This is a genomic window from Candidatus Sodalis endolongispinus (genome assembly GCF_018777395.1).
GTDB lineage: Bacteria > Pseudomonadota > Gammaproteobacteria > Enterobacterales > Enterobacteriaceae > Sodalis_B > Sodalis_B endolongispinus.
The window spans coordinates 1-22,988 of the sequence record NZ_JAFJYC010000001.1 but is presented as its reverse complement, the minus strand read 5'-3'; the positions used below and the strand labels follow the sequence as shown (position 1 = coordinate 22,988).

Here is a 22,988-nt window from a genome sequence, read left to right as displayed (position 1 = left end):
ACGCGTTTCCCGCGGGCGAAAAGGGCGTCAGGGCGATAGGGGGGGGCCGCAGCGGTTACCCCTTGGATTTGCGCGGATCGCTGGTGCGTGGATAGGTGCGTTCTTCCTGAAGAGTGCCATCCTGTTTATGAATTTTCACCGAGGCCGTTTTGCCCGACATATAGCTATGGGTGAGGGTAATAATTTCGTCCTTGGTTGCCGCCGTTTTTGATGGGCGGCTATTCCCTTCCTTGGTTAAAACCCATTTATCTTCAGCTTTGGTGACGTGGTAATTATCCATCTTAACTCCTATTAAGTGATAGCGGTTCGGCGCGACAAGCCTCTCAACCACAGCAGAAAGAAAGGGGTATTGATTGTGCAATAGTAAGCGTAGCAGTTAAATAACCGTCTGCCGCGATCGCCAGCGGCATAATGAGAGAGACTGTTCAGTTTCCCTATTTCGCTCAAGGCATTCCACCCCTGCGGGAGGCCTGCATGACGGCGAGTTGCCAGAGGGACTTGTTATCCTTTCGCAAAAATGAGTTTGAGGAGAAGCAACTATAAGGGGAAGAAGGTGAGAAAGACATGAATAGGGAAAGACAGGAAGAGGGGAAAGCGCGCTGAGGCTGAGAGGTGACAAGGAGCAAGAGGAAGGACGGGCGCATCGCTTGTCAGAAGAGGCGCCAAGAGATGCCCTGGGCGAGGGGGATTGACAGGCTGTCATATTAATATGATGAAATAGCCTTCGGTGGGCCTGTTGATAAACGGGGGTGCAGCAAGGTGGTGAGGGGTGAAGGCGTTGAGCGACAAAGGGCAGGAATGACGAAGGAGACAAGACCGCGGCGTCGTCGCAGCGCTTAAGCGGGCGAGAAACCATGGCGCACGGTGACATCCTGGTCAAGATCGGCGTCAGCACGCCCGCACTCGCGTGGCAGGATGATGATGAATATGTCCATCGCGACGCCAGGCAGACGCATCGGTGGTCGATAGGCGCGATGCCGCATTTGCGCGGTGCGCCCGGCTAATTACCGATAATTGCGCCGAAATAAGACATAACCTGCAATATTGTTTGCGCCCCTTTTTAGCGCATGATTATGCTAAGCTGTCACATTGAAGGCTATTTCGGCGAGATAACGCAGTGAGCAATAGCTAAATAATACTATTGCAATTAATAGCAAGCAGGAGTGGGATATGACTTCAGAGGATTGGGAACGTCATTTTCATGAGTATCTGGAGCAACATTTTCCGCAGGATGACAAAGCGCATGATATTGCCCATTTTAGTAGGGTTTGGAAAACCGCCCGTAAAATAATGCAGTTTACCGATGCGGATGAAAGGATTGTATTAGCCGCCTGTTATTTCCACGACGTAGTCAATTTACCAAAAAACCATCCCGAACGACATTTGGCTTCGCGGCAAACACAAAAGATCCTCGCCGACTATTTCCCTGATTTTCCGGCGCGGCTGTATGGCGGTGTGGCGCACGCTATTGAGGCGCACAGCTTCAGCGCCGGCATTACGCCGGAAACGCTGGAGGCAAAAATCGTGCAAGACGCCGATCGGCTGGAATCTTTGGGGGCCATCGGGTTAGCGCGGGTGTTTCATGTGGCCGGGCAATTGGGCCGTGGGTTATTTCACGCCGAGGATCCGCTGGCGCTGCACCGGCCACTGGATGATGTCAATTATACTTTTGATCATTTCTAAACCAAATTATTAACCCTGGCTGACAGTATGCAAACGGAGCTGGGAATAGAAATGGCCCGCTATAATATTGAATATCTGGTGACGTTTATGAGTAAACTGTGTGCGGAATTAAAAGGCGAATATTACCAGCTGGATAAGGAAACACTGGACAGATTTGGTATGGGCTATAAAGCGGAGGGGCAACCTGCGGTGGAGTAAGATGTTTCGTGCCCTTGTTTGCTATCTATTACGTTTTTTATTATTGATTACTTATGATGTTAGCGGCCGGCGCCGGAAATACGCAGCATGCCCGCCTGTAGAAGGAAGAATGTGCCAGATATTACGCCGTAAAAAGGCGCGGGCGGCAACGCAAGGTGCAATAATGTGCAGGCGTCAGCGGCTGCAATGATCAAGGCGTCGCAGAGGCGATGTCTTTCAGGGGCTGCCGGCGGAAACGAAGATGCCGGCGCTGCAGCTTGGCCGCCTGCCACCAACACCCTGTGGCAAAAGGTCAAGGTAGGATTAACCGGGGGTTTCGGGGCCCGTGCTGCTATGACAGTGATGGTTGTCCGGCTGGACCCATTTCTGACCATCCCAGGTATCGTTCGGCGAGGTCGGTGCCAGCAGGGTTAACTCTGTCGGCAAAGCGCCCAGGAAGTCAACAATCAGCCGATGGCCGGTGTCCTTGCAATAGGCCGCTTTACCGCGCAGGTCCTCCACCGTTTGCCAAAAGCGTCCATCGCAGCTGCGCACCAATGCACGTGTTTGGCGTTGCGCCGGCAACGCCGGTTTATCGGCATAGCTATGGGGCGGCAGTAGGGCGTCCACGCATAAGTATTCCTGCGTTGCGCAGAGGTTCTCTCTGGTCACCGGGTGGGTACAGTAGACGACTATCCAACCCGAACGGCGGACAACGCCCTGGGCATCCAGGCTGGCAATGGCGAAATCGGTGGAATATTTTCTAAACATGGCGCCCTCCTGAGAAAATTCGCCACAGCTGGTCGATGATTTGCCTTAGGCCCGAACTTTCCCTACATCCATGAATGAACTTGAAGTATCACGTTAATTTTTCTTATTGTCATTATCTAATTATGAATAATATCTATTGTTTTGTTGCCGGCCGCACAGGGCGTCGTGGCGACCGGTAGCGGTAGGCTATGTTTATAGTTGCGAGTCATTCCTATTTACTCGCACATTAATCGCCTGGATCGGCTGCTTTTAACGGTTTTTCGTCATTTAGTTAACCAGTTGAACGGCGCGCAGGGGGAGGATGCCCCAGTGGCTACGCAAGGGGGACACAGAAGCACCGGCTGACCCGTCCTTTGCCCGAGGGTAAACCGAGCGGTGCGAGATAAGGTTCATTAATATGTCGCCGGGTTGACGCTCCTGATGGCAGCCACTAGGCTAATAATTAACCATCGGATAAAACAGCGGGATGAGGTAACGCGGCCATGAGCGATAAATATCCACAGCAGGCACCTCCGGCACAGCAGCAGCATACACAACCCGGCGCAGAAGGGGTGATGGTTCCGACGCCGGTTTATGATGACCCCGACTATTTGCTGGCCGGTGAGCCAGAATAAAACACCCAACTGGCCTGCGGGCGGGAGGATAGGATGACATTTGCCACAGGCGATATCGTGCAACCGACAAAAGGGGGGCCCGCGATGAGCGTAGTCAAAGTTGAAAACGACTTAGTGTACTGCGAGATGATGGATCCCGGCGAGGAGAAGAGTAAGGCATTCAAACCGCAAGAACTGACGCTCTATAAAGAAGAAGGGGATTTCGGCGTGTGCTAGAGTGAATCGCCGTCGGTGTTCACGCAGAGTTATGCCGCAGGCCGCACCGGCTCGCCAAACCCGTAGCAATAGGCTTTACATCACGCTCTCGCCGTTGTTTTACGTTTTTCTCCGTTGTTTTGGCGTAAGATCCGCCGGCCATTGCGCCGGCCGGCTGGACCGTTTCCTCTTGCATTCACTTCTCATTTCACCTACTTTATCTTCTGTTTCACCGGCCAGTCCGGTTGGGTTCCCGTCTCTCCATTAGAATAATCTGTTGTGAAAATACGCCGTCGAATCAGTCGCAAGAAATATCATCGCGAGACGTTGAGCGATGGGCAGTTTGCCATAGCGGTATTGGCGATCGCTTCAGGAACCCTTATCATCTTTGTCAGTTTGATGACACTCTGGATAATCTGATTATCGGCGAGGGAAAGGAGCAGATATGGAATCCAGCAAACTTGATGAGACAAAATTATTGCTGTTAATCGGTTTGTTAATATCCATTTTAATCGCCGTGACGGTTCTGTCTTGTATCGCCTGGTTTAACGATATCCGTCACTCCACGGACTCTATAGATGCACAGTCATGCTATAAAAAGATGCCCTGATGACGGGGCGGTAAGCCTGTGCCGACCTAGTGCCCCGCCAATGCCCTCCACCGCCGTTATCACCCGCCGTATCAGGCGGAAACCGCTTGATTGCCCGGCTCTGCGTCCTTGAGTATCCCTGCCAGGCGTATCTGTTGACCACGCAACTCCAGCGCTAAAGGCTCATAAAGTGAACGGCAGCCGTTGACGTCCTGCATACCCAGCAGGCCGAAAAGCCGATGCTTTTCTTCACTCCAACTGCGGTAATCGGCGATAGGATAATGACAAATACCTTCCACCGCCACGTGGGCCTGCACCGCCTGTTCAAAAATATAACGCGCCCAGGGGACGCGCATGTCCTCTTCCGCCCCGGTTTCGGCGATGAGCAGCGGGCGTTGATAGCGTTGCCACACCTCTTGCAAGATGGCCGCAAACGGCCGGTAATGACCGTCATCCAGCGCAATCGTCTCGCCCCGGTAAAACCATTGGTTGCCGGGTCGGTAACCGACGCCGATGATATCCAGCCACATCTCAGCGCCGCCCAGCTCTGGCGTATCGCGGCCGCAAAGCATGTCCCAGACCTCGAACTGCAGCAGGCGCAGTGCTTCCGCTTCCTCTATCAGCGCCGGTTTGTCCGCCGCCACATTAATATGTACCACCGGTTCAGGCTGCAAAAAACGCGCTGAGGGATCCACCGCGCGGATCGCCGCCATTGCGACCAGACTCGCACGGACCAACTGCTGTTTCAGCGCCTTGCCCTGGCGGGACGCCATCGGTGCGATGGAGGCCATATCGCCGCCCGCCCAGCTCCAGAAAGACATCGCGTTGATCGGGGTATATACGGGCTGCACCACGCCTTCACCGCGCACCAGCGCTGCGACCGCCCCGGCGAAGCGGGCAAAACTGTCGACAAATGCCGGTTGCCAGATGTCAAGGTGGGCCGGCCAGCCGAAGTGGCAGAGATCCCAAATGACCTGCAGCCCATTGGCCTGTGCGGCATGTAACATGGGCAGAAAGCTGGACCAGTCATACTGGCCTGGCGTGGCTTCGATGAGGTGCCAGCGCAAATCATCGCGCACGGTGGTGAGATGACAGGTGGCCATCTGGGCATAATCTTTCGCCGCCAGCATTTCATGGCCGCTGGAGTGAATGATATCCAGCCGGCGTCCGTCGCCGCGCCATTCGGTGGAGCAGTCGAAGCCGCCCTGGAAAAAGCTTTGGAATAAAGAAGGACTGTGGATCGCGGGCAGGTTATGGATAATTTGGTCTTGCATAATGCGTCTCCCTAACCGTAACGGTGTTACGCCGTGCAGGGCGAATGAAGCGTATCCTTTAAGCGTAGACTCAGCATCAGGGTACGCGAACGAAAAGCGCCTGAAATGCGATCGCCCCATGCGGGCGCTAAGTCGGCGCGTCAGGGTTTTTCGCGCCGTTCACTTTATGACCGGCAAAGGGGATAATGGTTCTCTCCGTGCAAAGATGAGAAGAGAAATAATGCGCAGACGAATTCATCTCATGACCGGCGATATCACCACCTTGTCGGTGGAGGGCATTGTCAATGCGGCCAATCAACAACTGATGGGCGGGGGGGGCGTGGATGGCGCCATTCATCGCGCGGCGGGGCCGGCACTGAGGGAGGCGTGTGCGGTGATTCGTCGCGCTCGCGGCGGGGGAGGCGGTGATAACCGGCGGCGGCAATCTGCCCGCGCGGTACATTATTCATACCGTCGGCCCCATCTGGCGCGGCGGCGATCAGCATGAGGCCGCGCTGCTGCGCCGCGCCTATGACAGCAGTCTGCAGCTCGGGGCGGCGCACCGCCTTGCCCGTTTGGCCTTTCCTAATATCAGCACCGGCGTTTACGGCTTCCCCAAGCCTGCCGCGGCCCGCATCGCCATTGATGCCGTGCGTGCGTTTCTGGCGCACAATGCCTGGCCGCAGCAGGTGATGTTTGTCTGTTTCGACGAAGAGAATGCACGTTTATATCAAACGGCGCTGGCTTAGAGTGGCCCTGGACTGTCAATGATGCCGGATTGGCTCGGCGGCAGCCGGCGGGTGAGCGTGGCGACAAAGGCATTGCCAGAGGGCGACGGCATGCCGAGGCGGCCTGTTTTGACCTGTCATCCCCGGCAAGGAAATGTAATAAGATCTTTCCGCGCGTCGACGGTCAAAGCGCGCCATCCGACCCGATTGGCAGGTTATTGTCAATGGTCAGGGCAATATGCTGATTTGTCGGGGTTAAAAATTCTGCTTTTTTGCCCATAATCCGCTGAGAGAGAAAAAAGCATTAACCCCCGCCCGATGGCTCAGGTAAAATCAAACCGGGCGCCAGCTGTTGGCTTACCCTTTTATAGACTATCTTTTATCACTCAAAGAGTCGGTTTTTCAGCCTATTTCTACACAGGATGCCGGGAAGGCGAATAAGAGGAACCATTACTGTATCATGCTGTCGGACAAGTGATTTCAGTAATAAAGATTGCTGTAAATGATTAAGAGCACACGCAGAGGGGGGGATGTGCCAAATAATAAATTCTTCGTCAAATCATCCAAAGCGAGTCTCCGTTGGCTGGGAGCCACGGTGCTGTTGACGCTATACGCTTTGCCCTCATGGGCATTTTCTATTGACGATGTGGCTAAGCAAGCCCAGGCGTTGGCGGCTAAAGGTTATGAAGCGCCAAAGAGCAATGTGCCTTCGCAATTTCGCGAAATGAAATTTGCTGACTATCAGCAAATTCAATTCAATCATGACAAAGCGCTGTGGCACGATTTACCGACCCCATTCAAAATCGAGTTTTACCATCAGGGGATGTATTTCGATCAGGCGGTGAAAATCAATGAAGTGACGGCAACCACCGTTAATGAGGTTAAATATTCATCGGATATTTTCAACTTCGGTTCGGTCAATCACGACCCCGATGCGGTAAAGGATCTCGGTTTTGCCGGGTTTAAAATCCTCTATCCGATTAATCAGCTCGATAAAAATGACGAAATCGTCAGCATGCTGGGCGCCAGCTATTTTCGCGTTATCGGCAAAGGGCAAGTATATGGCCTGTCCGCGCGCGGCCTGGCTATTGATACCGCGCTGGCGTCCGGCGAAGAGTTTCCACGTTTTCGTGAATTTTGGATTGAGCGTCCCAAGGCGAACGATAAACACTTGGTGCTGTATGCGCTGCTTGATTCTCCCCGCGCCACCGGCGCTTATCGTTTTGTCATCTATCCGGGGCGCGACACCAGCGTAGATGTACAATCGCGCGTTTATCTGCGCGACAAGGTTGGCAAATTGGGTCTGGCGCCTCTGACCAGTATGTTCCTGTTCGGGCCCAATCAGCCGGCCACGACCATGAATTTCCGCCCGGCTTTGCACGATTCTAACGGTTTGTCGATTCACGCCGGCAACGGCGAGTGGATCTGGCGCCCGCTGAATAATCCCCGTCATTTGTCGGTGAGCACTTTTCAAATTGAAAACCCGCGCGGTTTCGGTCTGCTGCAGCGCGGACGTGATTTCTTCCAGTACCAGGATCTCGACGATCGTTACGACCTGCGCCCGAGCGGCTGGGTGGAACCCCGCGGCGATTGGGGCAAAGGGCATGTAGAACTGGTGGAAATCCAGACCAACGATGAAACCAACGACAATATTGTCGCGTTCTGGACGCCGGAAAAACTGCCGGAGGTCGGTCAGCCGCTGGAACTGGCCTACCGGCTGCACTTCTCGCGTGATGAAGACAAAATTCATTCTGCGGACTTCGCCTATGTGAAGCAGACCTTGCGTTCCGCGGGCGATGTGAAACAGACTAATCTGACGCGTCAGCCGGACGGCAGCACCGCTTTTCAGGTGGATTTTGTCGGCCAGCCGCTGAAAGAGGTGGACCCGGCCGCGCCGGTCACGTCTCAGATTAGCGTGGGCGACAACGCCGAGGTAGTGGAAAACAGCGTCCGTTTTAACCCGGTCACCCACGGCTGGCGTTTGACCTTGCGTTTGAAGGTGAAAGACACCAAGCAACCTACCGAGATGCGTGCAGCACTGGTTAACGGCGATAAGACATTGACCGAAACCTGGAGCTATCTGCTGTCTGCCAATGAATAATTCTACCTCCACCAGCCTCGACTATGTCGAGGCGTTGCCGCTTGCCGCTGAGCAAAAGTCCGGCCTGCGCGACCAGCTGCGTGGGCAAGGCGAAGTCGCGCCCGATGCCGTGCACCACGCCCTTAGCGACGGATCCCGGCCCCAGGGCGAGACCATGGCCGCCGAGGATGCGGCGCTGGGATCGGTGACCCGCCGTTTATATATGGCCTGGCCGCAAACCGCGCGTCATCCTGATCTTCTGGTGCAAGACAGCCGAGGGCGCACGGCTATCAAGGCGATGCCGACCATCAAGCGTACCACCATGTTTTCCGAACCGTGGTTTACCAATCCGTTGGTCCGCTTTTGGGGTGTGCTGCGGGGCCAATCCCGCAAGCCGCGCCATAAGCAGGAAATGGCTGCCAGCGAAGACGGCAACTGGCGGACCGTCGGCACTATCCGTCGCTATATACTGCTGGCGCTGACGCTGTTCCAGACCGCCATCGCCACCTGGTACATGAAAACCATTCTGCCTTACCAGGGCTGGGCGCTCATCGATCCGATGGATATGATCCATCAGGACGTGCTGCAGTCGGTGCTGCAGTTGCTGCCTTATGTGTTGCAAAGCGGTATCCTTATTCCGTTCGCCATCCTGTTCTGCTGGGTGTCGGCCGGTTTTTGGACCGCGCTGATGGGCTTTTGGCAGTTGTTGATTGGCCATGATAAATACAGCATCTCCGCCAGTACCACCGGAGATGAACCGCTGAATCCGGCGCACCGCACCGCGTTGATTATGCCTATCTGTAACGAAGACGTAGAGCGGGTGTACGCCGGATTGCGCGCGACTTATGAATCCGTTGCCGCAACCGGCCAAATAGATCACTTCGACGTCTATATCTTAAGCGACAGTTATCATCCCGATATTTGCGTCGCTGAGCAGAAAGCCTGGATGGGGCTGTGCGAGGAAACCGGCGGCACCGGGCGCATTTTTTATCGTCGCCGCCGCCGTCGGGTGAAGCGCAAAAGCGTTAATATCGACGATTTCTGCCGGCGGTGGGGTAACCAGTACGCCTATATGGTGATCCTGGACGCCGACAGTGTTATTGAGCGGCCACTGCCTGACCAATCTGGTGCGGTTGATGGAAGCCAATCCGCGCGCGGGCATTATTCAGAGCGCGCCGAAGGCGTCCGGCATGGACACGCTGTATGCGCGCTGCCAACAGTTCGCGACCCGGGTTTATGGGCCGTTATTCACCGCCGGCCTGCATTTCTGGCAGTTGGGGGAATCCCATTATTGGGGGCATAACGCCATTATCCGCATTGAGCCGTTTATCAAGCACTGCGCGCTGGCGCCGCTGCCTGGGGAAGGGTCCTTCGCCGGGTCCATTTTGTCCCATGACTTTGTCGAGGCGGCATTAATGCGCCGGGCGGGCTGGGGGGTATGGATAGCGTACGATTTGCCCGGCAGCTATGAAGAACTGCCGCCCAACCTGCTGGATGAGCTCAAACGCGATCGCCGCTGGTGCCAGGGCAACCTGATGAACTTCCGCCTATTTTTGGTGAAGGGGATGCATCCCCTTCATCGCGCGGTGTTCCTGACCGGCGTCATGTCCTATCTATCGGCGCCGCTGTGGTTTATGTTTCTGGCGCTCTCCACCGCTCTGCAGGTGGTGCATACGCTCATGGAGCCGCAATATTTCCTGCAGCCGCGTCAGCTCTTCCCGGTGTGGCCCCAGTGGCGCCCGGAGCTGGCGATAGCGTTATTTTCCACCACGCTGGTGCTGCTGTTCCTGCCCAAACTGTTGAGCGTGATCCTCATTATCGCCAAAGGCGCGCGGGAGTTCGGCGGCGTGCTGAAGGTTACCGTTTCGATGCTGCTGGAAATGCTGTTTTCCGTGCTCTTAGCGCCGGTGAGGATGCTATTTCACACGCTGTTTGTGGTTAGCGCGTTCCTTGGCTGGTCGGTGCAGTGGAATTCACCCCAGCGCGATGACGACGCGACGCCCTGGAGTGAATCCTTTAAGCGTCACGGCTCGCAAATGTTGCTGGGTCTGGTCTGGGCTGGCGGCATGGCCTGGCTGGATCTGCGTTTTCTGTGGTGGCTGTCGCCGATTGTCGTGTCGCTTATCCTGTCGCCGTGGGTGTCGGTCTATTCCAGCCGGGCACGGCTGGGGCTGAAGTGCCAGCGCGCCGGACTGTTTCTGATTCCCGAGGAATATTCGCCGCCGAATGAACTCGTGGCTACCGAGAATTATCTGCAGCGTAACCGCGCCCGCATACTGTCCGACGGTTTCCGCCGTGCGGTGATTGATCCGGCCTATAATGCACTGGCCGTGGGCATGGCGACCGCCCGTCATGGCGTATCGGACCTTGTGGAGCGCAACCGTCAAGAGCATCTCGCCGCCGCTATGACATTGGGGCCGGCGAAGCTCAATACCGCCCAACGTCTGGCTATATTAAGCGATCCGGTCACGCTGTCCCGGTTGCACTTGCGCTTGTGGTCGCAGCCGGAGCAATTGACCGCCTGGCGCACCACCGCCGTCGTCAGACGGAGCTGAGCGCGCCCACGCCCTCACCACAGACCCATCCTCATCAAACCCGGCCTGGAATAGCGGCCGGGTTTTTTTGGGCGACAGGCTGCGGTGTCACTCCTGTCCAGACACCGGGTGACCGACGCTTAATACACCAGCGCTAATCAATTCTTGTCATGCTGCCAAAGCCGGGTAGGGCTGGACTCGCCGTATCTCGGCATGTCGCCTGCCCCGTTGCACCGGGCAGCAAAATATCTGGGCTATACTTAGAAGGCTAATTAACGTTCCCATCGTGGCCGACCGAGGGGATGGGCATTTGAAGCCGTTGCGGCCAGTGCGGCCATGTTGCCCTAGAAGCATAGGTAAGGGTGGAAAAAAGCCCTCTCGGGCCACAAAAACTCTCTTTGGTTCCACAAAAAGTGCCAGATCGTGCGACGGGAGCATTTATTGTAACTTGACGGTGGAGGTTGGCCGTTAAAATCCCCTCAAAATTCAGGGTATGAGGATACCATGCAGAGTGATTGGCTGTTTGTATTGAAAAAATTGGGCGTTTTTCTGCTGTGTGCCGTGGTGATCGCGCTGCTGACTTCCTTACTATTTATCGATATTAATGGATTTCATAACGGGGAGCATGAATCTTCACTGACCGAAATTGTGCAAGAGCTGATTTTAGTGATGATCCACGGCCTGTTACTGCGTAATGCCGCTTTGCGCCACAGCAGCGCGCTGATTGGCGGTTTTTTCTTGTGTATGCTGATACGCGAGATGGACTTCGCCTTTGATCTCATCCGCCACGGCAGTCGGCTGTGGTTCGCGCTGGCGGTGACGCTCGCGGCGCTGCTCTATGCCGGCCGCAGTCCGCAACGTACCTTGGCCGGCCTGGTTGTCTTTTTTAAACACCCCAGCTACGGTATGCTAAGCGCCGGTCTGCTGACTGTGCTGTTGTTCGCCCGTCTGATGGGGATGTGCACGCTATGGCATACGCTGCTGGCGGATGATTTCATCCGTACCGTCAAAAACGCCGTGGAAGAAGGTACCGAACTGTTCGGTTACGCGCTCTGCCTGCTGGCGACGCTGTCGTATTTCCGCTCCCAGCGCAGCGAAAGTGCGCCTGTGGTACAGCCTGCCGCGATAGACCGATAATGTGGGCGTGCCGGCCTCTGCTCCGGTACGGTGGTTGACATCAATAGGCGTGCGCGGGACGCTGCTTGATAATTAGGTAAACGAAGCCACTATGGGACGATTTTGTCTGGTTCTGGCCGCGCTACTGCTGTTTTCCGGCTGTGGCAGCATCATTAGCCGCACGATGCCCGGCCAGGGGCACGGCAATCAATTTTATCCGGGCGTGCAATGGGATCTGCGCGACTCGGCGTGGAAATACCTCACCATTATCGATTTGCCACTGTCTATGGTGGTAGATACGCTATTGCTACCGGTGGACTGGCGCCACGGCCCTTACGATTAGACTGCCGGCGTGGCCGTGGTTGTCGACGCCGGGCTGATGCGCCACATGCCGCGGTTGCGCGGCATGCAGGTCAAGGAGGGACAGCGCCTGCTCACATGGCGTCCCATTCATCCGAGGCGGTTTTTCCCTCTTCGGTGTCCAGCGGCGGTTCATATTAATATTCGCCCTCGTCCCACTCGTGCAGGGTATTTTCCTCCTGCCACTCCAGACGCAGTTCGGTTTCATCGTAATCACCGTCGAAAATCGCCTGGGCGGCTTCGACCAGGCGAAACGACATTGTCTCGCTGGCGTCATTTTCTTCCGCCTGAAATTCGGCTTCCCACATGATTTCGCCGTCCTGCAGGACATATTTCTGCAGGCTAAATTGCTGCACTGAAGGGGTTTCATCCTCCTTGCTGCTGTCGGCAGACGCTTCCAGAAACTCCTCGCGGGCGATGTCGATCGCTTCTTCCAGAGTTGCATACATGCTCATTAGTTCTCTCCTGTGCTGATGAGGGGGGCAGAGGCCGTCACGCCGAATACGGGCGTAAAAGTAATTGTTGTCGCTCTGGCCAAAGTTGCAAGTACCGCTCGCTAAACAGTATATAGCATAAGAAAAAACCGTGATTGGCGGCGTGACAGAGGGAGGGTAGCCCGATAACCGGCTGATTCCCCCAAGGATGTTTCCGGCGACGGGATTTTGCAAAGAAGGTTGCGGCAAGGGGTAAAGGTTTCGCAAAGGTCAGCACAGGGCAGCCAGGAGTCGCTACAGTGAAGGGATAAACCCGATGTAAAGGAGACAACATGATGATGCGCAAAACATTATTGGCTATGGCCATGATCACCACCGCCGGGGTAGCGAGCCTCGGCGTGCAGGCAGCCGCGCCGACCGGCGCTGGCAATCCGCCGATGCCGGTGCCACCGGGCGCGCAATACGGTCAGCCCACGCTGGCAATGCCGCTACCGCCATTTCCGGGACCACACGGCGGCCAGGACGGCCACGGCGACGGTTTTTGTCACGGCAATGCGCTTTTCTGCGCCTTAATGATAAGCGAAAATCCGGCGGACAGCCTGCAGAAACTGAACAGTATCCTGCCGCCGACCGCCAAGGAGGTGCATTATCAGGTACGGGTGGCCGTGGTGGCGATACCGGACCATGGGCCTGGCGCATCGGATGATCACGGCGGCAAACCGGCGCCAAAACCCGGGCAAAGCGTGCCGCAACCGTAAGAGGCCGCAGCTATTTCACTGCGCCCTGTGGCGCACGCGTCCCAACAGTAGCCCGCCGTCACCCCTGTGATGGCCAATTGGGCGGTTGCGTTTGCACGCGCTGCCCTTTCTAACGCTCAATCATTAGGCAACTGATACGTGCCGCGCTGCGCTGCAGACTCCACCAGGAATACACCACATTAAACATCACCACCAGCGCCGTGACAAAAAACACCGTCAGGAAACCGTAGCTGGCCGAGATAAAGGCGCCGAGCAGCGGCCCGCTGACGTTGCCCAGATCGCGAAACGACTGGTTGTAGCTGAAAATACGGCCTGCAATCTGACTGGATGAGTTATAAATCAATAGGGTTTGCACCGCCGGCAGCAGCGCGCCATCTGTGGCGCCCAACAAAAAACGCAATAAGCCCAGCTGCCATGGCGCCTGCACAAATGACATGAGAATCAGCAGCAATACCGACAATGCCATCATGCTAATTAATATGCTTTCTGGTCCGACGCGATCGCAGAGCTTACCCAGACGCGGGGCGCTCAGCAGCGCCGCCATGCCTGGAACGGCGGCAATCATGCCGCTGATGAAGGCCAGATTTTGCGAACTGCCAGCCAGCTCACGGACATACAGAGTGAGAATGTGCGCAATGGAGCCGGTCGCGACCTGGATGATAAGCGTGGTGACAAACAGGCTCAACACCAGACGCGGATTTTTCAGCGAAGCCAGTACCTGCCGGCCAGAGAGCATATCTTTTTTTGGCACCGGGGTGAAACGCTCCTGAACGAACAGCACGGTAGTGATAAAGCAGACCAGCAGCACCAGCGCGGTAATGAAGAAGACCAGCCGTAAACCATAGAGATCCGCCAGCAGGCCGCCAATCAGGGGGCCTATCAGCGCGCCGCTGACCGCGCCGGTGGACAGCGTGCCGAGGGCCCAGCCGCTCTTGTTGCGCGGCACTTGCGTGGCAATTAGCGCGTTGGCGTTGGGCACGAAGCCGCCAAGCAGCCCGAGTAGCGCGCGCAGCACTAAAAACTGCCAGACGTTCTGCGCCGGTCCCATCAGCATCATGACAATCGCCATGCCCAACGCCGAGCGCAGCAGCATCACTTTGCGGCCTTTCCGGTCGGCCAGGCCGCCCCAAATCGGTGATGCAATGGCGGAAAATAGAAAGATGATGCTGAACACTGCGCCGGACCATATATTCAGTTTTTCGGGAGAGGATACCCCAAGTAATTCAACGTAGAGTGGCAGGAATGGCATCACCAGACTGAATGCGGCGCCGGTGAGAAAACAGCCCAGCCAGGCCACGAAAAGATTGCGTTTCCAATTTATGAGTGTCGGTGCCGGCGTCATGACGTCCTGTTACAAATTTACGGCGGTCGACAACACAACAGGGCTGGGAACGCTCTCGCCGGGGGAGATTAATTCAGGGACACAGTATGCGCCCAATGGACAACAGGGGCAATTTCACCGGCCGTTTTTTGCGCGGCTTTTCGCAAATACCGCGCCGGCGCCGGCCGGTGCGACAGGCATCAGCGGTACAGCGAAGGCTCGCCGGGCGGGCGGGTTTTAAAGCGCCGATGCAGCCACATGTACTGATCCGGCGCTCGCAGTATCGCCTGTTCCACCACCTTGTTCATATAGCTGGCGGCGGCTATATCGCTATCCAGCGGCATGTTGCGCTCATCGGGCAGGATCAGCAGCTCATATCCGCGCCCCTGGGGTAACCGGCGCGGCGTGAACGGGATCACCGCCGGCCTGGCGGTTTTGGCCAGCAAATAGGTCCCGGCGGTCGTCGCGGCCTGAGGAACAGCGAACAGCGGCGCGAACACGCTGCTTTTCGGACCGTAATCGTGATCCGGGGCATACCAGATGATTTCGCCGCTTTTCAAGGCGCGAATCATGCCTTTGATATCCGCGCGGTCCAGCATGGATTTGTTGGAACGCATACGCCCCCAAGTCTGCAGCCAGTCCAGCAGCGGATTATCGTTGGGGCGATAGACGCCGATGCCGGGGTTATACATGCCAAAAATCCGCGCCCCCAGTTCAAGGGTGAGAAAATGCATGCCGATAAGCAACACTCCCTTATTTTCCGCGCGCGCGCCGGAGATATGCCCCAGGCCGCTGACGGAAACCCAGCGTTTGATGCGCCAGTCAGGCCAGAACCAGGCGATGCCGGTTTCGATAAGGCCCATGCCGACCGATTCAAAATTCTGCCGCAGCAGCGCTTCACGCTCCGCATCCGGCATGGCGGGAAAACATAATTGCAAGTTACGGCGCGCGATTGCCTCTCTGTGGCGCATAAAGCGCATTACCAGCCGCCCCAGACGAGTGCCCAGGGCATAGAGCAGCGGATAAGGCAGCAGCACCAGCAAATAAAGCGCCCCGATGCCCATCCAGGTTATCCAATAACGCGGATGCAGCAAAGAACGATTAAAAACAGGAAGTGTGGTCATAGCGTCCCAAGTGCGAATGTGACGGGTCAGTCCGTCCCTTCAATTCGTGCCGTTAATACCTTGCAATATTCTGGCATTTTTTTTGCTGCGGTGGAATAAAGCGTCGCGCGATCGGCATTATTGGCCTAAGCTCGCGCGCTTTCTATGCAATAAGCGGTGAATAACGCTACGGCCGACGAAATAACCCCTTTACCTCATGGGGTTCGCAGCGCCAATATTGCTTGGGCCCCTGCACCTGGGCGCCGAGTTTAGCGGCTGCATGCCAGGGCCAACGAGGATCGTATAACGCGCCGCGAGCCAGTGCGATATCGTCCGCGTCGCCGTTGGCGATGATAGCCTCCGCCTGCTCCGATTCGGTTATCATACCGACCGCGAAGGTCGTAAGCCCGGTCTCCTGTCGGATCCGTCTGGCGAAGGGCACCTGATAGCCGGGACCGACGCTGATACGCTGCTGCGGTGACAGGCCGCCGCTGGAGACGTGAATATAATCGCAACCCGCGGCTTTTAGCGCCTGAGCCAGCGCCACGGATTGCACCTCGTCCCAGCCGCCCTCAACCCAGTCGGTGGCGGAAATGCGCACCCCCACCGCCATGGTTAACCCCAGCGCCTGACGCAACGCCTGAAAGACTTCGAGCGTCAGACGCATCCGGTTTTCCAGGCTGCCGCCATAGCGATCGTCGCGCTGATTGGTGAGCGGCGACAAAAATTGGTGCAACAAATAGCCGTGGGCGGCGTGCAACTCGATGAGCTGAAAACCGATACGCTGTGCGCGTCGGGCTGCGGTGACGAACTCGTCTTTCAGCGCCGCAATCTCATCAAGACTCAATGCCTGCGGAGCGGGGGAGGCGTCATCGTAGGCCAGCGCCGACGGCGCGACCGTTTGCCAACCGCCATGCCCGGTAGCGATAGGCCCTCCGCCGGACCAGGGCGGCGCGGTAGACGCTTTCCGCCCGGCGTGCGCCAGCTGGATCCACAGCGCAATGGGGGAATGGGTTTTTAACGTCTCCACCACTGCGGCCAGGGAGCGCTCGGTGCGATCGTCCCACAAACCCAGATCCTGCGGGGAGATGCGCCCAACCGGATTGACCGCGGTGGCCTCGAGGATCAGCAGGGCTGCGCCCGACAGCGCCAGATGGCCGAGATGCACGGTGTGCCAGGAAGTCGCCTCTCCCTCGACGGCGGAGTATTGGCACATCGGGGCAATAACGATACGGTTTTCAAGCTGCAGTTTGCCCAAAGCGATAGGGCTGAACAGGTGACTCATTAGCCGGCCTCTCATCAATGAATGGCCGGGCGTGGAGAAACCCGGAAACGACACGTGTCAGCACTAATAGTGATCGCCCTGCGGGGGTATCGTCAAGTTGTTGCTCTGGCATGAGCACGTCCAGTCCGGTCGGGGAAGAGGAATTTCGCGCCGTGGCTGGCGCTTTGGCGTCAATGCGGTAAAATGCGGCCCGGCGGCCGGGGTAGCCGCCGCCGATAATTTGACTAGCGACAGGAACGTACACCATGCCAGTGTTACATAACCGGGTCTCCAACCAGGAATTACGGGCGCGCATGTTAGCCGAAAGCGAGCCGCGCACCACCGTCTCGTTTTACCGCTATTTTACCTTGAGCGACCCGCAGGGCTTCCGTGATGAGCTTTACCGTACGCTCACGGCGCTGCAGGTCTTCGGCCGCGTCTACATTGCCGCCGAGGGAATTAATGCGCAAATCAGTGTGCCGCAAAGCCGATTTAACGCCATGCGTGAGGCACTGTACCACGCACATCCGCAATTGGATGGGCTGCGGTTGAATGTCGCCTTGGACGACGACGGTAAATCTTTTTGGGTGCTGCGCATGAAAGTGCGGCCGCGCATTGTCGCCGACGGTATTGACGATCCCACGTTTAATCCGGCTAATGTGGGCCGTTATCTAACAGCGGAAGAGGTTAACGCCATGGCGGACGATCCCCAAGCGCTGTTTGTGGACATGCGCAACCACTATGAGTATGAAGTGGGGCATTTTGACCAGGCCATCGAGATCCACTCGGACACGTTCCGCGAGCAACTGCCGATGGCGGTGGAAATGTTGCAGCATGATAAAGATAAGAAAATCGTGATGTATTGTACCGGCGGGATCCGCTGCGAAAAAGCCAGCGCCTGGATGCGGCATAACGGATTTAACAATGTCTACCACGTGGAAGGCGGGATTATCGAATACGCTCGTCGCGCGCGGGCACAAGGCCTACCGCTGAAGTTTACCGGCAAGAATTTTGTCTTTGACGAACGTTTGGGCGAGCGGATCACGCCGGATATTATCGCCTGCTGCCACCAATGCGGCGCCCCCTGCGACAGCCATACCAACTGCCGTAATCAGGGTTGCCACCTGCTGTTCATCCAATGCCCCGCTTGCGCCAAACGCTATGAAGGTTGTTGCAGCGTGACCTGCCAGGATGAGCTGTCGCTGCCGTTGTCCGAGCAGCGCGCGCGCCGCGCCGGCCGGGATAACGGCATGAAAATTTTCAATAAATCCCGTGAACGCCTGCAGATGACGCTAACGGGGGACGATCCGGCACAGGAATAGCGTCGCGCCTGCCGTTGACGGGAAGTGACTAGCCAACGGCGCGTGCCTGCCGTTGACGGGGAGCGACTAGCCGATGGCGCGTGCCTGCCGTTGACGGGAAGCGATTAACCGACAGCAAAGCGGCGCAGTAAAAACGGCGTTAAGTCAAAACCGCTGTCGCGGCCTTCGGCGAAGGCCGCCGCGATCTCTCCCAGCACGCTGGCAAATTTGAAACCGTGGCCGCTCAGGCCGGATATTACCAGCACATTGTCGTGTCCCGGCAGCGTATCGATGATGAAATCCTCATCGGGGGATAAATCATAGCTGCAGGACTGGCCGCTGAGACACACACCGACGCCTGGCAAAAATGTGCGCAGAAAACCAAACACCTCCGTGCCGTCCTCGGCCAGTGCGCCAAACGGTTTACGCTGATCCGGCGCGGTGATGCGCTGACCGCCGTTGTGCTTACCCACTTTAAGCGCATTCTCCAGCGCCGGGAAACCGTAGTAATGGCTGCCATCGGGCGCTTCGACGGTGAAGGCGGGAAAACGATTATCTTCGCTGAACCGTCCATCTGCCTGATGCCAGGAAAACACCTTGCGGACCGGCGTTATCGGCAGCAATTGTTTAACCCAGGTGCCGGCGGCAACCAACAGCTTTCGCCCCTGATAACGGCTTCCTTCGCGCGTTTCCACCTGCGCGACCCCGTCGGCGAGGTTGATGCCGGTGACCCCGCAATTAAAGAGCTGCGCGCAGCCGGCCTTCTCCGCGAGTGAAATATAACGGGCAACCGTCAGCTCCGATTTTAAATAACCGGCCGGCGGCTCAAAGACGCCGATATAATCCTCCGGTACCCGCAGCACCGGCCAGCGGGCATTCACCGCGGCACCGGTCATCAACTCACAAGGTAGCTGGTAGCGTTTTACCCCGCTGGCGGCGTTTTGGATAAACAACGATTGGCGCGGCCCAAGATTTATCACGCCGCTGCGGTGGAAAACCGGGGTTTCGCCACCGTAGCTGAGCGCTTGCCAAAGCGTTTGAGCGCGCTGCACCAGCGGCACATATTTCTCGCCTTCACCGTAGGCATGGCGAATAAGACGCGTATCGCCATGATGACTGCCGCCCTGGTGCGGCGGAAATGCCGCGTCGATCATCAGCACATTCAGTCCGGCTTGCGTGGCGTAAAAACCCGCGGCCGTCCCCACGGAACCGCTGCCGATGACGATTAAATATTAAACCATACCCTCATGCTCCTGACTGAATTCCGCCGGCCGTCGCGCCTGGTCGGGTAAGTGTAGTAACAGTCTGGGAGTACGAATATTGTCATCTGTCCGAAATAGGGCTGACGCAAAATAAAAACACCCGCGGCAGGGCTGCCGGGTGCATAGGGGGGCAGAACTAATGCTTGCGGTAATCCAGATGTTCCGTTGATTCTATTTTGGCGATACCAGCTTCAAGTATGGAAATCAGCTGCTTGGCGACATCCGTCGTCAACCACAAGGTCCGATCAACTTCCGCATCGGCAGTGGCTTGGTCAGGGGAATTGACATAATGCAGGCGAATCATCATGGCATCGTAGGGATCTACCGTACTGATGTCCCAGCCGACGAGCGGGTGTGTATGAATTATTTCGTTTTTTCTGTCCATTATACCCCTTTTTTGACTCGTTATGATTTGAGTGACAATGAGGTTCTGGCATCTACTGGTTCGCAGGTAGCCTCATTATACCCGCCTTTTCAAATTTTTTACGCAATTAGAGACTTTTTTTGTAATAGGAAACGTCGCAAAGGGTTACTGAACGCACCGAACGCGGGTGATGGCCCCCCGCCCCGCGGCGAGATTATCTTACTGCGACGGTGCGGTACATCATCCCGCGCGTGGCGTAAGGGACGGCGCGCCTAACTTACTGCGACGGTGCGGCACATCATCCCGCGCGTGGCGTAGGGGCGGCGCGCCTTTCCTATCGCGACGGCGCGGCGCATTAATCCTGCCGTGGCGTGAGGGGCGGCGTCATCGGCGTGACGCGACGGTCCAGCTCTTCCGCTAATTGCGCGAAATATTTCTGCATCAGCGCATCGCGGTTTTGGTTCTGGGCTTCCACCATCAGGTTATGGATAAGCAACTGGTTCGCTTTTTCGTCCAGGATGAAAGAAAGATAGGAAAAAGCAATTTCCAGCACGCTCAGCCTGCGCTGCTGTTCGCTTATCAATTGCAGTAACTCACCGAAGGTCATCGCTTCTTCTGGCTTTTCCGACGTCATGGTGTTCTCCCGAAAGCGGTGGTGCCGTCTTGGACAGATACCGGCAATGGTTTCCCTATCATAAGCCATATTAGGAATTTTTACAGCGTCAGCCTGCGTTTTTGGGCGAAAGCTACAAGAAAAAAAGGCCGGGTAGCGAGCCCGGCAAGCGACAGTACTACAAAATGATGAGGGTTAGGAGGGCGGGTCGAACCAGTCATCGGCGCTTTCCCACGTCTCTTGCAGGATGTCGGTGATGAGCGCTTTGTCTTCCTTGTTGCCGCCCAGGACCGTAATGCCATTGGCGCTGGCATAACGTATCTGCAGCTTGGAGTCGGAAAACTGTTTATCAATACGGAGATGTAACTCTTTGCTCAACGCCTCCAGGGCACCGGCAGGGAGCGGTGTCGATTTGGCGATGGTGATTTCAATGCGCATGTGTCTGCTCTCACAGTAGCGGTGCCTGTTCATTTATACAGTACTTTAAGAAAGAGCGCAACCGATATAGCGTATTGTCTCCATGGCCGGCGTCAGACCGGCGTTTCAGGCCGAAGACGAACGCCATGTCGACACGCAGTGCCTGACACCGCTGACGAACGCCATCTCGCACCCCGGCGCCTGACGCCGATGACCGACTAAGAGGGCGGTGGCGGGCGCCGGATCCGTGCGATTAGCGATCGCTTTCGTCTACCACTGTCCAGTTGAGCGTTTGGTCGGCGAGGAAGGGCACCAGCGTTTCACCGTCACCGCCCGCCAGTGGGATGGCCGCCGGTTGTCGGTGAGTCTCACGGCGCAGCGTAATATGATCTTCGTTAAGCGGCAGACCGTAAAAGCGCGGACCGTTGAGCGAACAAAAGGCTTCAAAATGCGCCAGCGCGCCGATTTCCTCAAACACCGTGGCATACGCCGGCAAAGCGGCGGGGGCGTTAAATACGCCGGCACAGCCGCAATCCGACTCTTTACGCCCTCGCGCGTGAGGGGCGGTGTCGGTACCGAGGAACAGACGGTCGCAGCCGCGGGCCACCGCCGCGCGCAATGCTTGCTGATGTACATTGCGTTTCAGGATAGGCAGGCAGTAGAGATGCGGACGCACGCCACCCACCAGCATATGGTTGCGGTTGAACATGAGATGCTGCGGGGTAATGGTGGCGGCCAAATAATTGTCGCCGGCCAGCACATAGTCGGCGGCTTCTTTGGTAGTGATATGTTCAAACACGATTTTCAGCGCCGGAAATTGGCGGCGAATCGGCGTCATGACTTGTTCAATAAAGCGCGCCTCGCGATCAAAAATATCGATGTCAGCCGCCGTGACTTCCCCGTGAATAAGGAGCGGCATCCCGATTGTTTGCATGGCGTCAAACAGCGGATAAATGGCGGCAATATTGGTGACGCCGTGCTGCGAGTTGGTCGTGGCATTGGCCGGATAGAGCTTGGCGGCGGTAAACACCCCTTGGCGGTGGCCGTCAATCAGCGTTTGCTTGTCCAGCGAATCCGTCAAATAGCAGGTCATTAAGGGGGTAAACCGGTGACCCGCCGGCAGCGCAGCCAAAATGCGTTCACGATAGGCTATCGCCTGGGCGAGTGTCGTAATGGGCGGCGTCAGGTTGGGCATGATAATCGCCAGGTCAAAATGGCGGCTAGTGGTGTAGGGCAGCACCGTGCGCAACATAGCATCGTCGCGCAAATGAACGTGCCAGTCATCCGGCCGGCGAATTTTCAGTACTGCGGGCTGTGCGGTCATGGGGTCTAGCTCCGGTTAAACGGGGTGATGTCGTTGTGCGTTGTGGGTCATGGCGGGAGACAAGAATAAGCGTAAAGCGAAGTCATTGCATTACTTTCTTGGCAAATGGCCGGCCCAAAGCGAACAAAAAAGACCCGCCGTAGCGGGTCTGAGAGAGGGGCCTTACAGCGGATCCGGCGACTCTGGACGAGTTGCCGGCGCGGTCGCCTGATTGTCCGCAGCGTGACCGCCGGCGCTACCGCGACCGTCGAAGCGGTAATCCGGCCGTTGCCAATCGCTGACCGGCTGCGGCGAAGGCGTATAAGCCGGCGCCGGCGCTTTGGTCATCGGCGCGCTGGCATGATGCTTGACGTGCGTCGCCGGCAACGGCAGTCCGTCCTGCGCCCGTGGCGTGCTAACGGGCGGCATCTTGGTCAGAGGCGGAAGGCGCCGCCTGCGCCGTGCCACTATTCTCGCTGTCCGCCGCCGGCACATCCTGGGTCAGTGCGGTGTCAGAGGAAGGCTCGTCTGCCGCGGCAGCATTTGTCGCGACGATAGCGATGTCCGGCTCGTGAGGATGTTGCGCATCGCCCGTTGCGGCAGGCGGGGAGGCCGGTAACAGATCGGCGGGAGGTTCCTCGGCATGCGTCGCGGCAGGCAGGGAGGCCGGTAACAGAGCGGCGTGCGGTTCCTCGTCATGCGTTGCGGCAGGCGGGGAGGCCGGTAACAGAGCGGCGTGCGGTTCCTC

At 57.0% G+C, this 22,988-nt stretch carries 21 protein-coding genes and 4 pseudogenes; 11 read left to right on the top strand and 14 right to left on the bottom strand.

Translation table 11 applies throughout. From position 1 onward, the window contains the following. Window positions 1–55: 55 nt before the first annotated feature. Entirely contained in the window at window positions 56–280 is a 225-nt protein-coding gene (locus JZM24_RS00120; protein ID WP_215668165.1) for a DUF2188 domain-containing protein, read from the bottom strand. 574 nt (window positions 281–854) lie between these two features. Between JZM24_RS00120 and JZM24_RS00115 the strand changes: the two genes are divergently transcribed. After that, the gene (locus JZM24_RS00115; RefSeq protein WP_215668164.1) at window positions 855–1,004 is read left to right on the top strand and encodes a hypothetical protein; all 150 of its coding nucleotides are present in this window, start codon (window positions 855–857) and stop codon (window positions 1,002–1,004) included. A gap of 166 nt (window positions 1,005–1,170) precedes the next feature. Next, a pseudogene (locus tag JZM24_RS00110) lies at window positions 1,171–1,881 on the top strand (phosphohydrolase). A gap of 303 nt (window positions 1,882–2,184) precedes the next feature. On the opposite strand, the gene JZM24_RS00105 reads toward JZM24_RS00110, so the two are convergent. Beyond that, the gene (locus JZM24_RS00105; protein WP_215668163.1) at window positions 2,185–2,631 is read right to left on the bottom strand and encodes a hypothetical protein; all 447 of its coding nucleotides are present in this window, start codon (window positions 2,629–2,631) and stop codon (window positions 2,185–2,187) included. Window positions 2,632–3,113: 482 nt separating this feature from the next. Between JZM24_RS00105 and JZM24_RS19035 the strand changes: the two genes are divergently transcribed. Both JZM24_RS19035 and JZM24_RS00100 read left to right on the top strand, forming a co-directional pair. Then, a complete protein-coding gene (locus tag JZM24_RS19035; protein WP_281418170.1) occupies window positions 3,114–3,245 on the top strand; it encodes a hypothetical protein in 132 nt (43 codons plus the stop codon). A gap of 33 nt (window positions 3,246–3,278) precedes the next feature. Beyond that, window positions 3,279–3,461 carry a GDFGVC terminal motif YodC-like protein gene (locus JZM24_RS00100; protein ID WP_215668162.1) on the top strand — a complete coding sequence of 61 codons (183 nt, stop codon included), beginning with the start codon at window positions 3,279–3,281 and terminating at the stop codon, window positions 3,459–3,461. 660 nt (window positions 3,462–4,121) lie between these two features. Here JZM24_RS00100 and JZM24_RS00095 read toward each other — a convergent pair. Continuing rightward, window positions 4,122–5,303, bottom strand: coding sequence for a beta-glucosidase (locus JZM24_RS00095; RefSeq protein ID WP_215668161.1), 1,182 nt, complete (start codon window positions 5,301–5,303; stop codon window positions 4,122–4,124). A gap of 220 nt (window positions 5,304–5,523) precedes the next feature. On the opposite strand from JZM24_RS00095, the pseudogene JZM24_RS00090 reads away from it, so the two are divergent. The 5 genes and pseudogenes from JZM24_RS00090 (at window position 5,524) to JZM24_RS00070 (ending at window position 12,083) form a co-directional block, all read left to right on the top strand. Next, window positions 5,524–6,031, top strand: a pseudogene (locus tag JZM24_RS00090) (O-acetyl-ADP-ribose deacetylase). A gap of 481 nt (window positions 6,032–6,512) precedes the next feature. Continuing rightward, the gene (locus JZM24_RS00085) at window positions 6,513–8,111 is read left to right on the top strand and encodes a glucan biosynthesis protein G (RefSeq protein WP_376775497.1); all 1,599 of its coding nucleotides are present in this window, start codon (window positions 6,513–6,515) and stop codon (window positions 8,109–8,111) included. Beyond that, window positions 8,104–10,645, top strand: a pseudogene (gene mdoH / locus JZM24_RS00080) (glucans biosynthesis glucosyltransferase MdoH). Before JZM24_RS00085 ends, mdoH begins: the two are co-directional and overlap by 8 nt. A gap of 483 nt (window positions 10,646–11,128) precedes the next feature. Beyond that, window positions 11,129–11,761: a hypothetical protein gene (locus JZM24_RS00075; RefSeq protein ID WP_215668159.1), complete on the top strand. Its 633-nt coding sequence runs from the start codon at window positions 11,129–11,131 to the stop codon at window positions 11,759–11,761. Window positions 11,762–11,852: 91 nt separating this feature from the next. Further along, the gene (locus tag JZM24_RS00070) at window positions 11,853–12,083 is read left to right on the top strand and encodes a YceK/YidQ family lipoprotein (protein WP_215668158.1); all 231 of its coding nucleotides are present in this window, start codon (window positions 11,853–11,855) and stop codon (window positions 12,081–12,083) included. 157 nt (window positions 12,084–12,240) lie between these two features. On the opposite strand, the pseudogene JZM24_RS00065 reads toward JZM24_RS00070, so the two are convergent. After that, a pseudogene (locus JZM24_RS00065) lies at window positions 12,241–12,555 on the bottom strand (MysB family protein); the annotation flags it as partial. A gap of 311 nt (window positions 12,556–12,866) precedes the next feature. Here JZM24_RS00065 and JZM24_RS00060 point away from each other — a divergent pair. Next, a complete protein-coding gene (locus JZM24_RS00060; protein ID WP_215668156.1) occupies window positions 12,867–13,292 on the top strand; it encodes a hypothetical protein in 426 nt (141 codons plus the stop codon). 109 nt (window positions 13,293–13,401) lie between these two features. Here the strand turns inward: JZM24_RS00060 and mdtG are convergent, their stop codons facing one another. The 3 genes from mdtG to JZM24_RS00045 all read right to left on the bottom strand — a co-directional run bounded on the left by mdtG (window position 13,402) and on the right by JZM24_RS00045 (window position 17,001). After that, a complete protein-coding gene (gene mdtG / locus JZM24_RS00055; RefSeq protein ID WP_215668155.1) occupies window positions 13,402–14,634 on the bottom strand; it encodes a multidrug efflux MFS transporter MdtG in 1,233 nt (410 codons plus the stop codon). Between the two features lie 179 nt (window positions 14,635–14,813). Beyond that, window positions 14,814–15,737 (bottom strand): Kdo(2)-lipid IV(A) acyltransferase, encoded by a 924-nt coding sequence (locus JZM24_RS00050; RefSeq protein WP_215668154.1) that lies wholly within the window; start codon window positions 15,735–15,737, stop codon window positions 14,814–14,816. Between the two features lie 166 nt (window positions 15,738–15,903). Continuing rightward, window positions 15,904–17,001 carry an NADH:flavin oxidoreductase/NADH oxidase gene (locus tag JZM24_RS00045; RefSeq protein WP_215668153.1) on the bottom strand — a complete coding sequence of 366 codons (1,098 nt, stop codon included), beginning with the start codon at window positions 16,999–17,001 and terminating at the stop codon, window positions 15,904–15,906. A gap of 245 nt (window positions 17,002–17,246) precedes the next feature. Between JZM24_RS00045 and trhO the strand changes: the two genes are divergently transcribed. Then, window positions 17,247–18,302, top strand: coding sequence for an oxygen-dependent tRNA uridine(34) hydroxylase TrhO (gene trhO / locus JZM24_RS00040; protein ID WP_215668152.1), 1,056 nt, complete (start codon window positions 17,247–17,249; stop codon window positions 18,300–18,302). Window positions 18,303–18,406: 104 nt separating this feature from the next. Here the strand turns inward: trhO and solA are convergent, their stop codons facing one another. The 7 genes from solA to JZM24_RS00005 all read right to left on the bottom strand — a co-directional run. Next, complete coding sequence (solA, locus tag JZM24_RS00035) at window positions 18,407–19,507, bottom strand: N-methyl-L-tryptophan oxidase (RefSeq protein WP_312884986.1); 1,101 nt, start codon at window positions 19,505–19,507, stop codon at window positions 18,407–18,409. A 172-nt stretch (window positions 19,508–19,679) separates the two neighbouring features. Further along, window positions 19,680–19,928 (bottom strand): biofilm formation regulator BssS, encoded by a 249-nt coding sequence (gene bssS, locus JZM24_RS00030; protein WP_074012153.1) that lies wholly within the window; start codon window positions 19,926–19,928, stop codon window positions 19,680–19,682. Window positions 19,929–20,262: 334 nt separating this feature from the next. After that, window positions 20,263–20,541 carry a hypothetical protein gene (locus tag JZM24_RS00025; protein WP_215668151.1) on the bottom strand — a complete coding sequence of 93 codons (279 nt, stop codon included), beginning with the start codon at window positions 20,539–20,541 and terminating at the stop codon, window positions 20,263–20,265. 174 nt (window positions 20,542–20,715) lie between these two features. Further along, window positions 20,716–20,958 (bottom strand): DNA damage-inducible protein I, encoded by a 243-nt coding sequence (gene dinI / locus JZM24_RS00020; RefSeq protein ID WP_215668150.1) that lies wholly within the window; start codon window positions 20,956–20,958, stop codon window positions 20,716–20,718. Window positions 20,959–21,190: 232 nt separating this feature from the next. Further along, window positions 21,191–22,261, bottom strand: coding sequence for a dihydroorotase (gene pyrC, locus JZM24_RS00015; protein WP_215668149.1), 1,071 nt, complete (start codon window positions 22,259–22,261; stop codon window positions 21,191–21,193). A gap of 162 nt (window positions 22,262–22,423) precedes the next feature. Further along, window positions 22,424–22,669 (bottom strand): hypothetical protein, encoded by a 246-nt coding sequence (locus JZM24_RS18125; protein ID WP_376775496.1) that lies wholly within the window; start codon window positions 22,667–22,669, stop codon window positions 22,424–22,426. Further along, a partial coding sequence (locus JZM24_RS00005) for a hypothetical protein (RefSeq protein WP_215670172.1) occupies window positions 22,656–22,988 on the bottom strand: 333 nt, incomplete at its 5' end. The genes JZM24_RS00005 and JZM24_RS18125, both read right to left, overlap by 14 nt.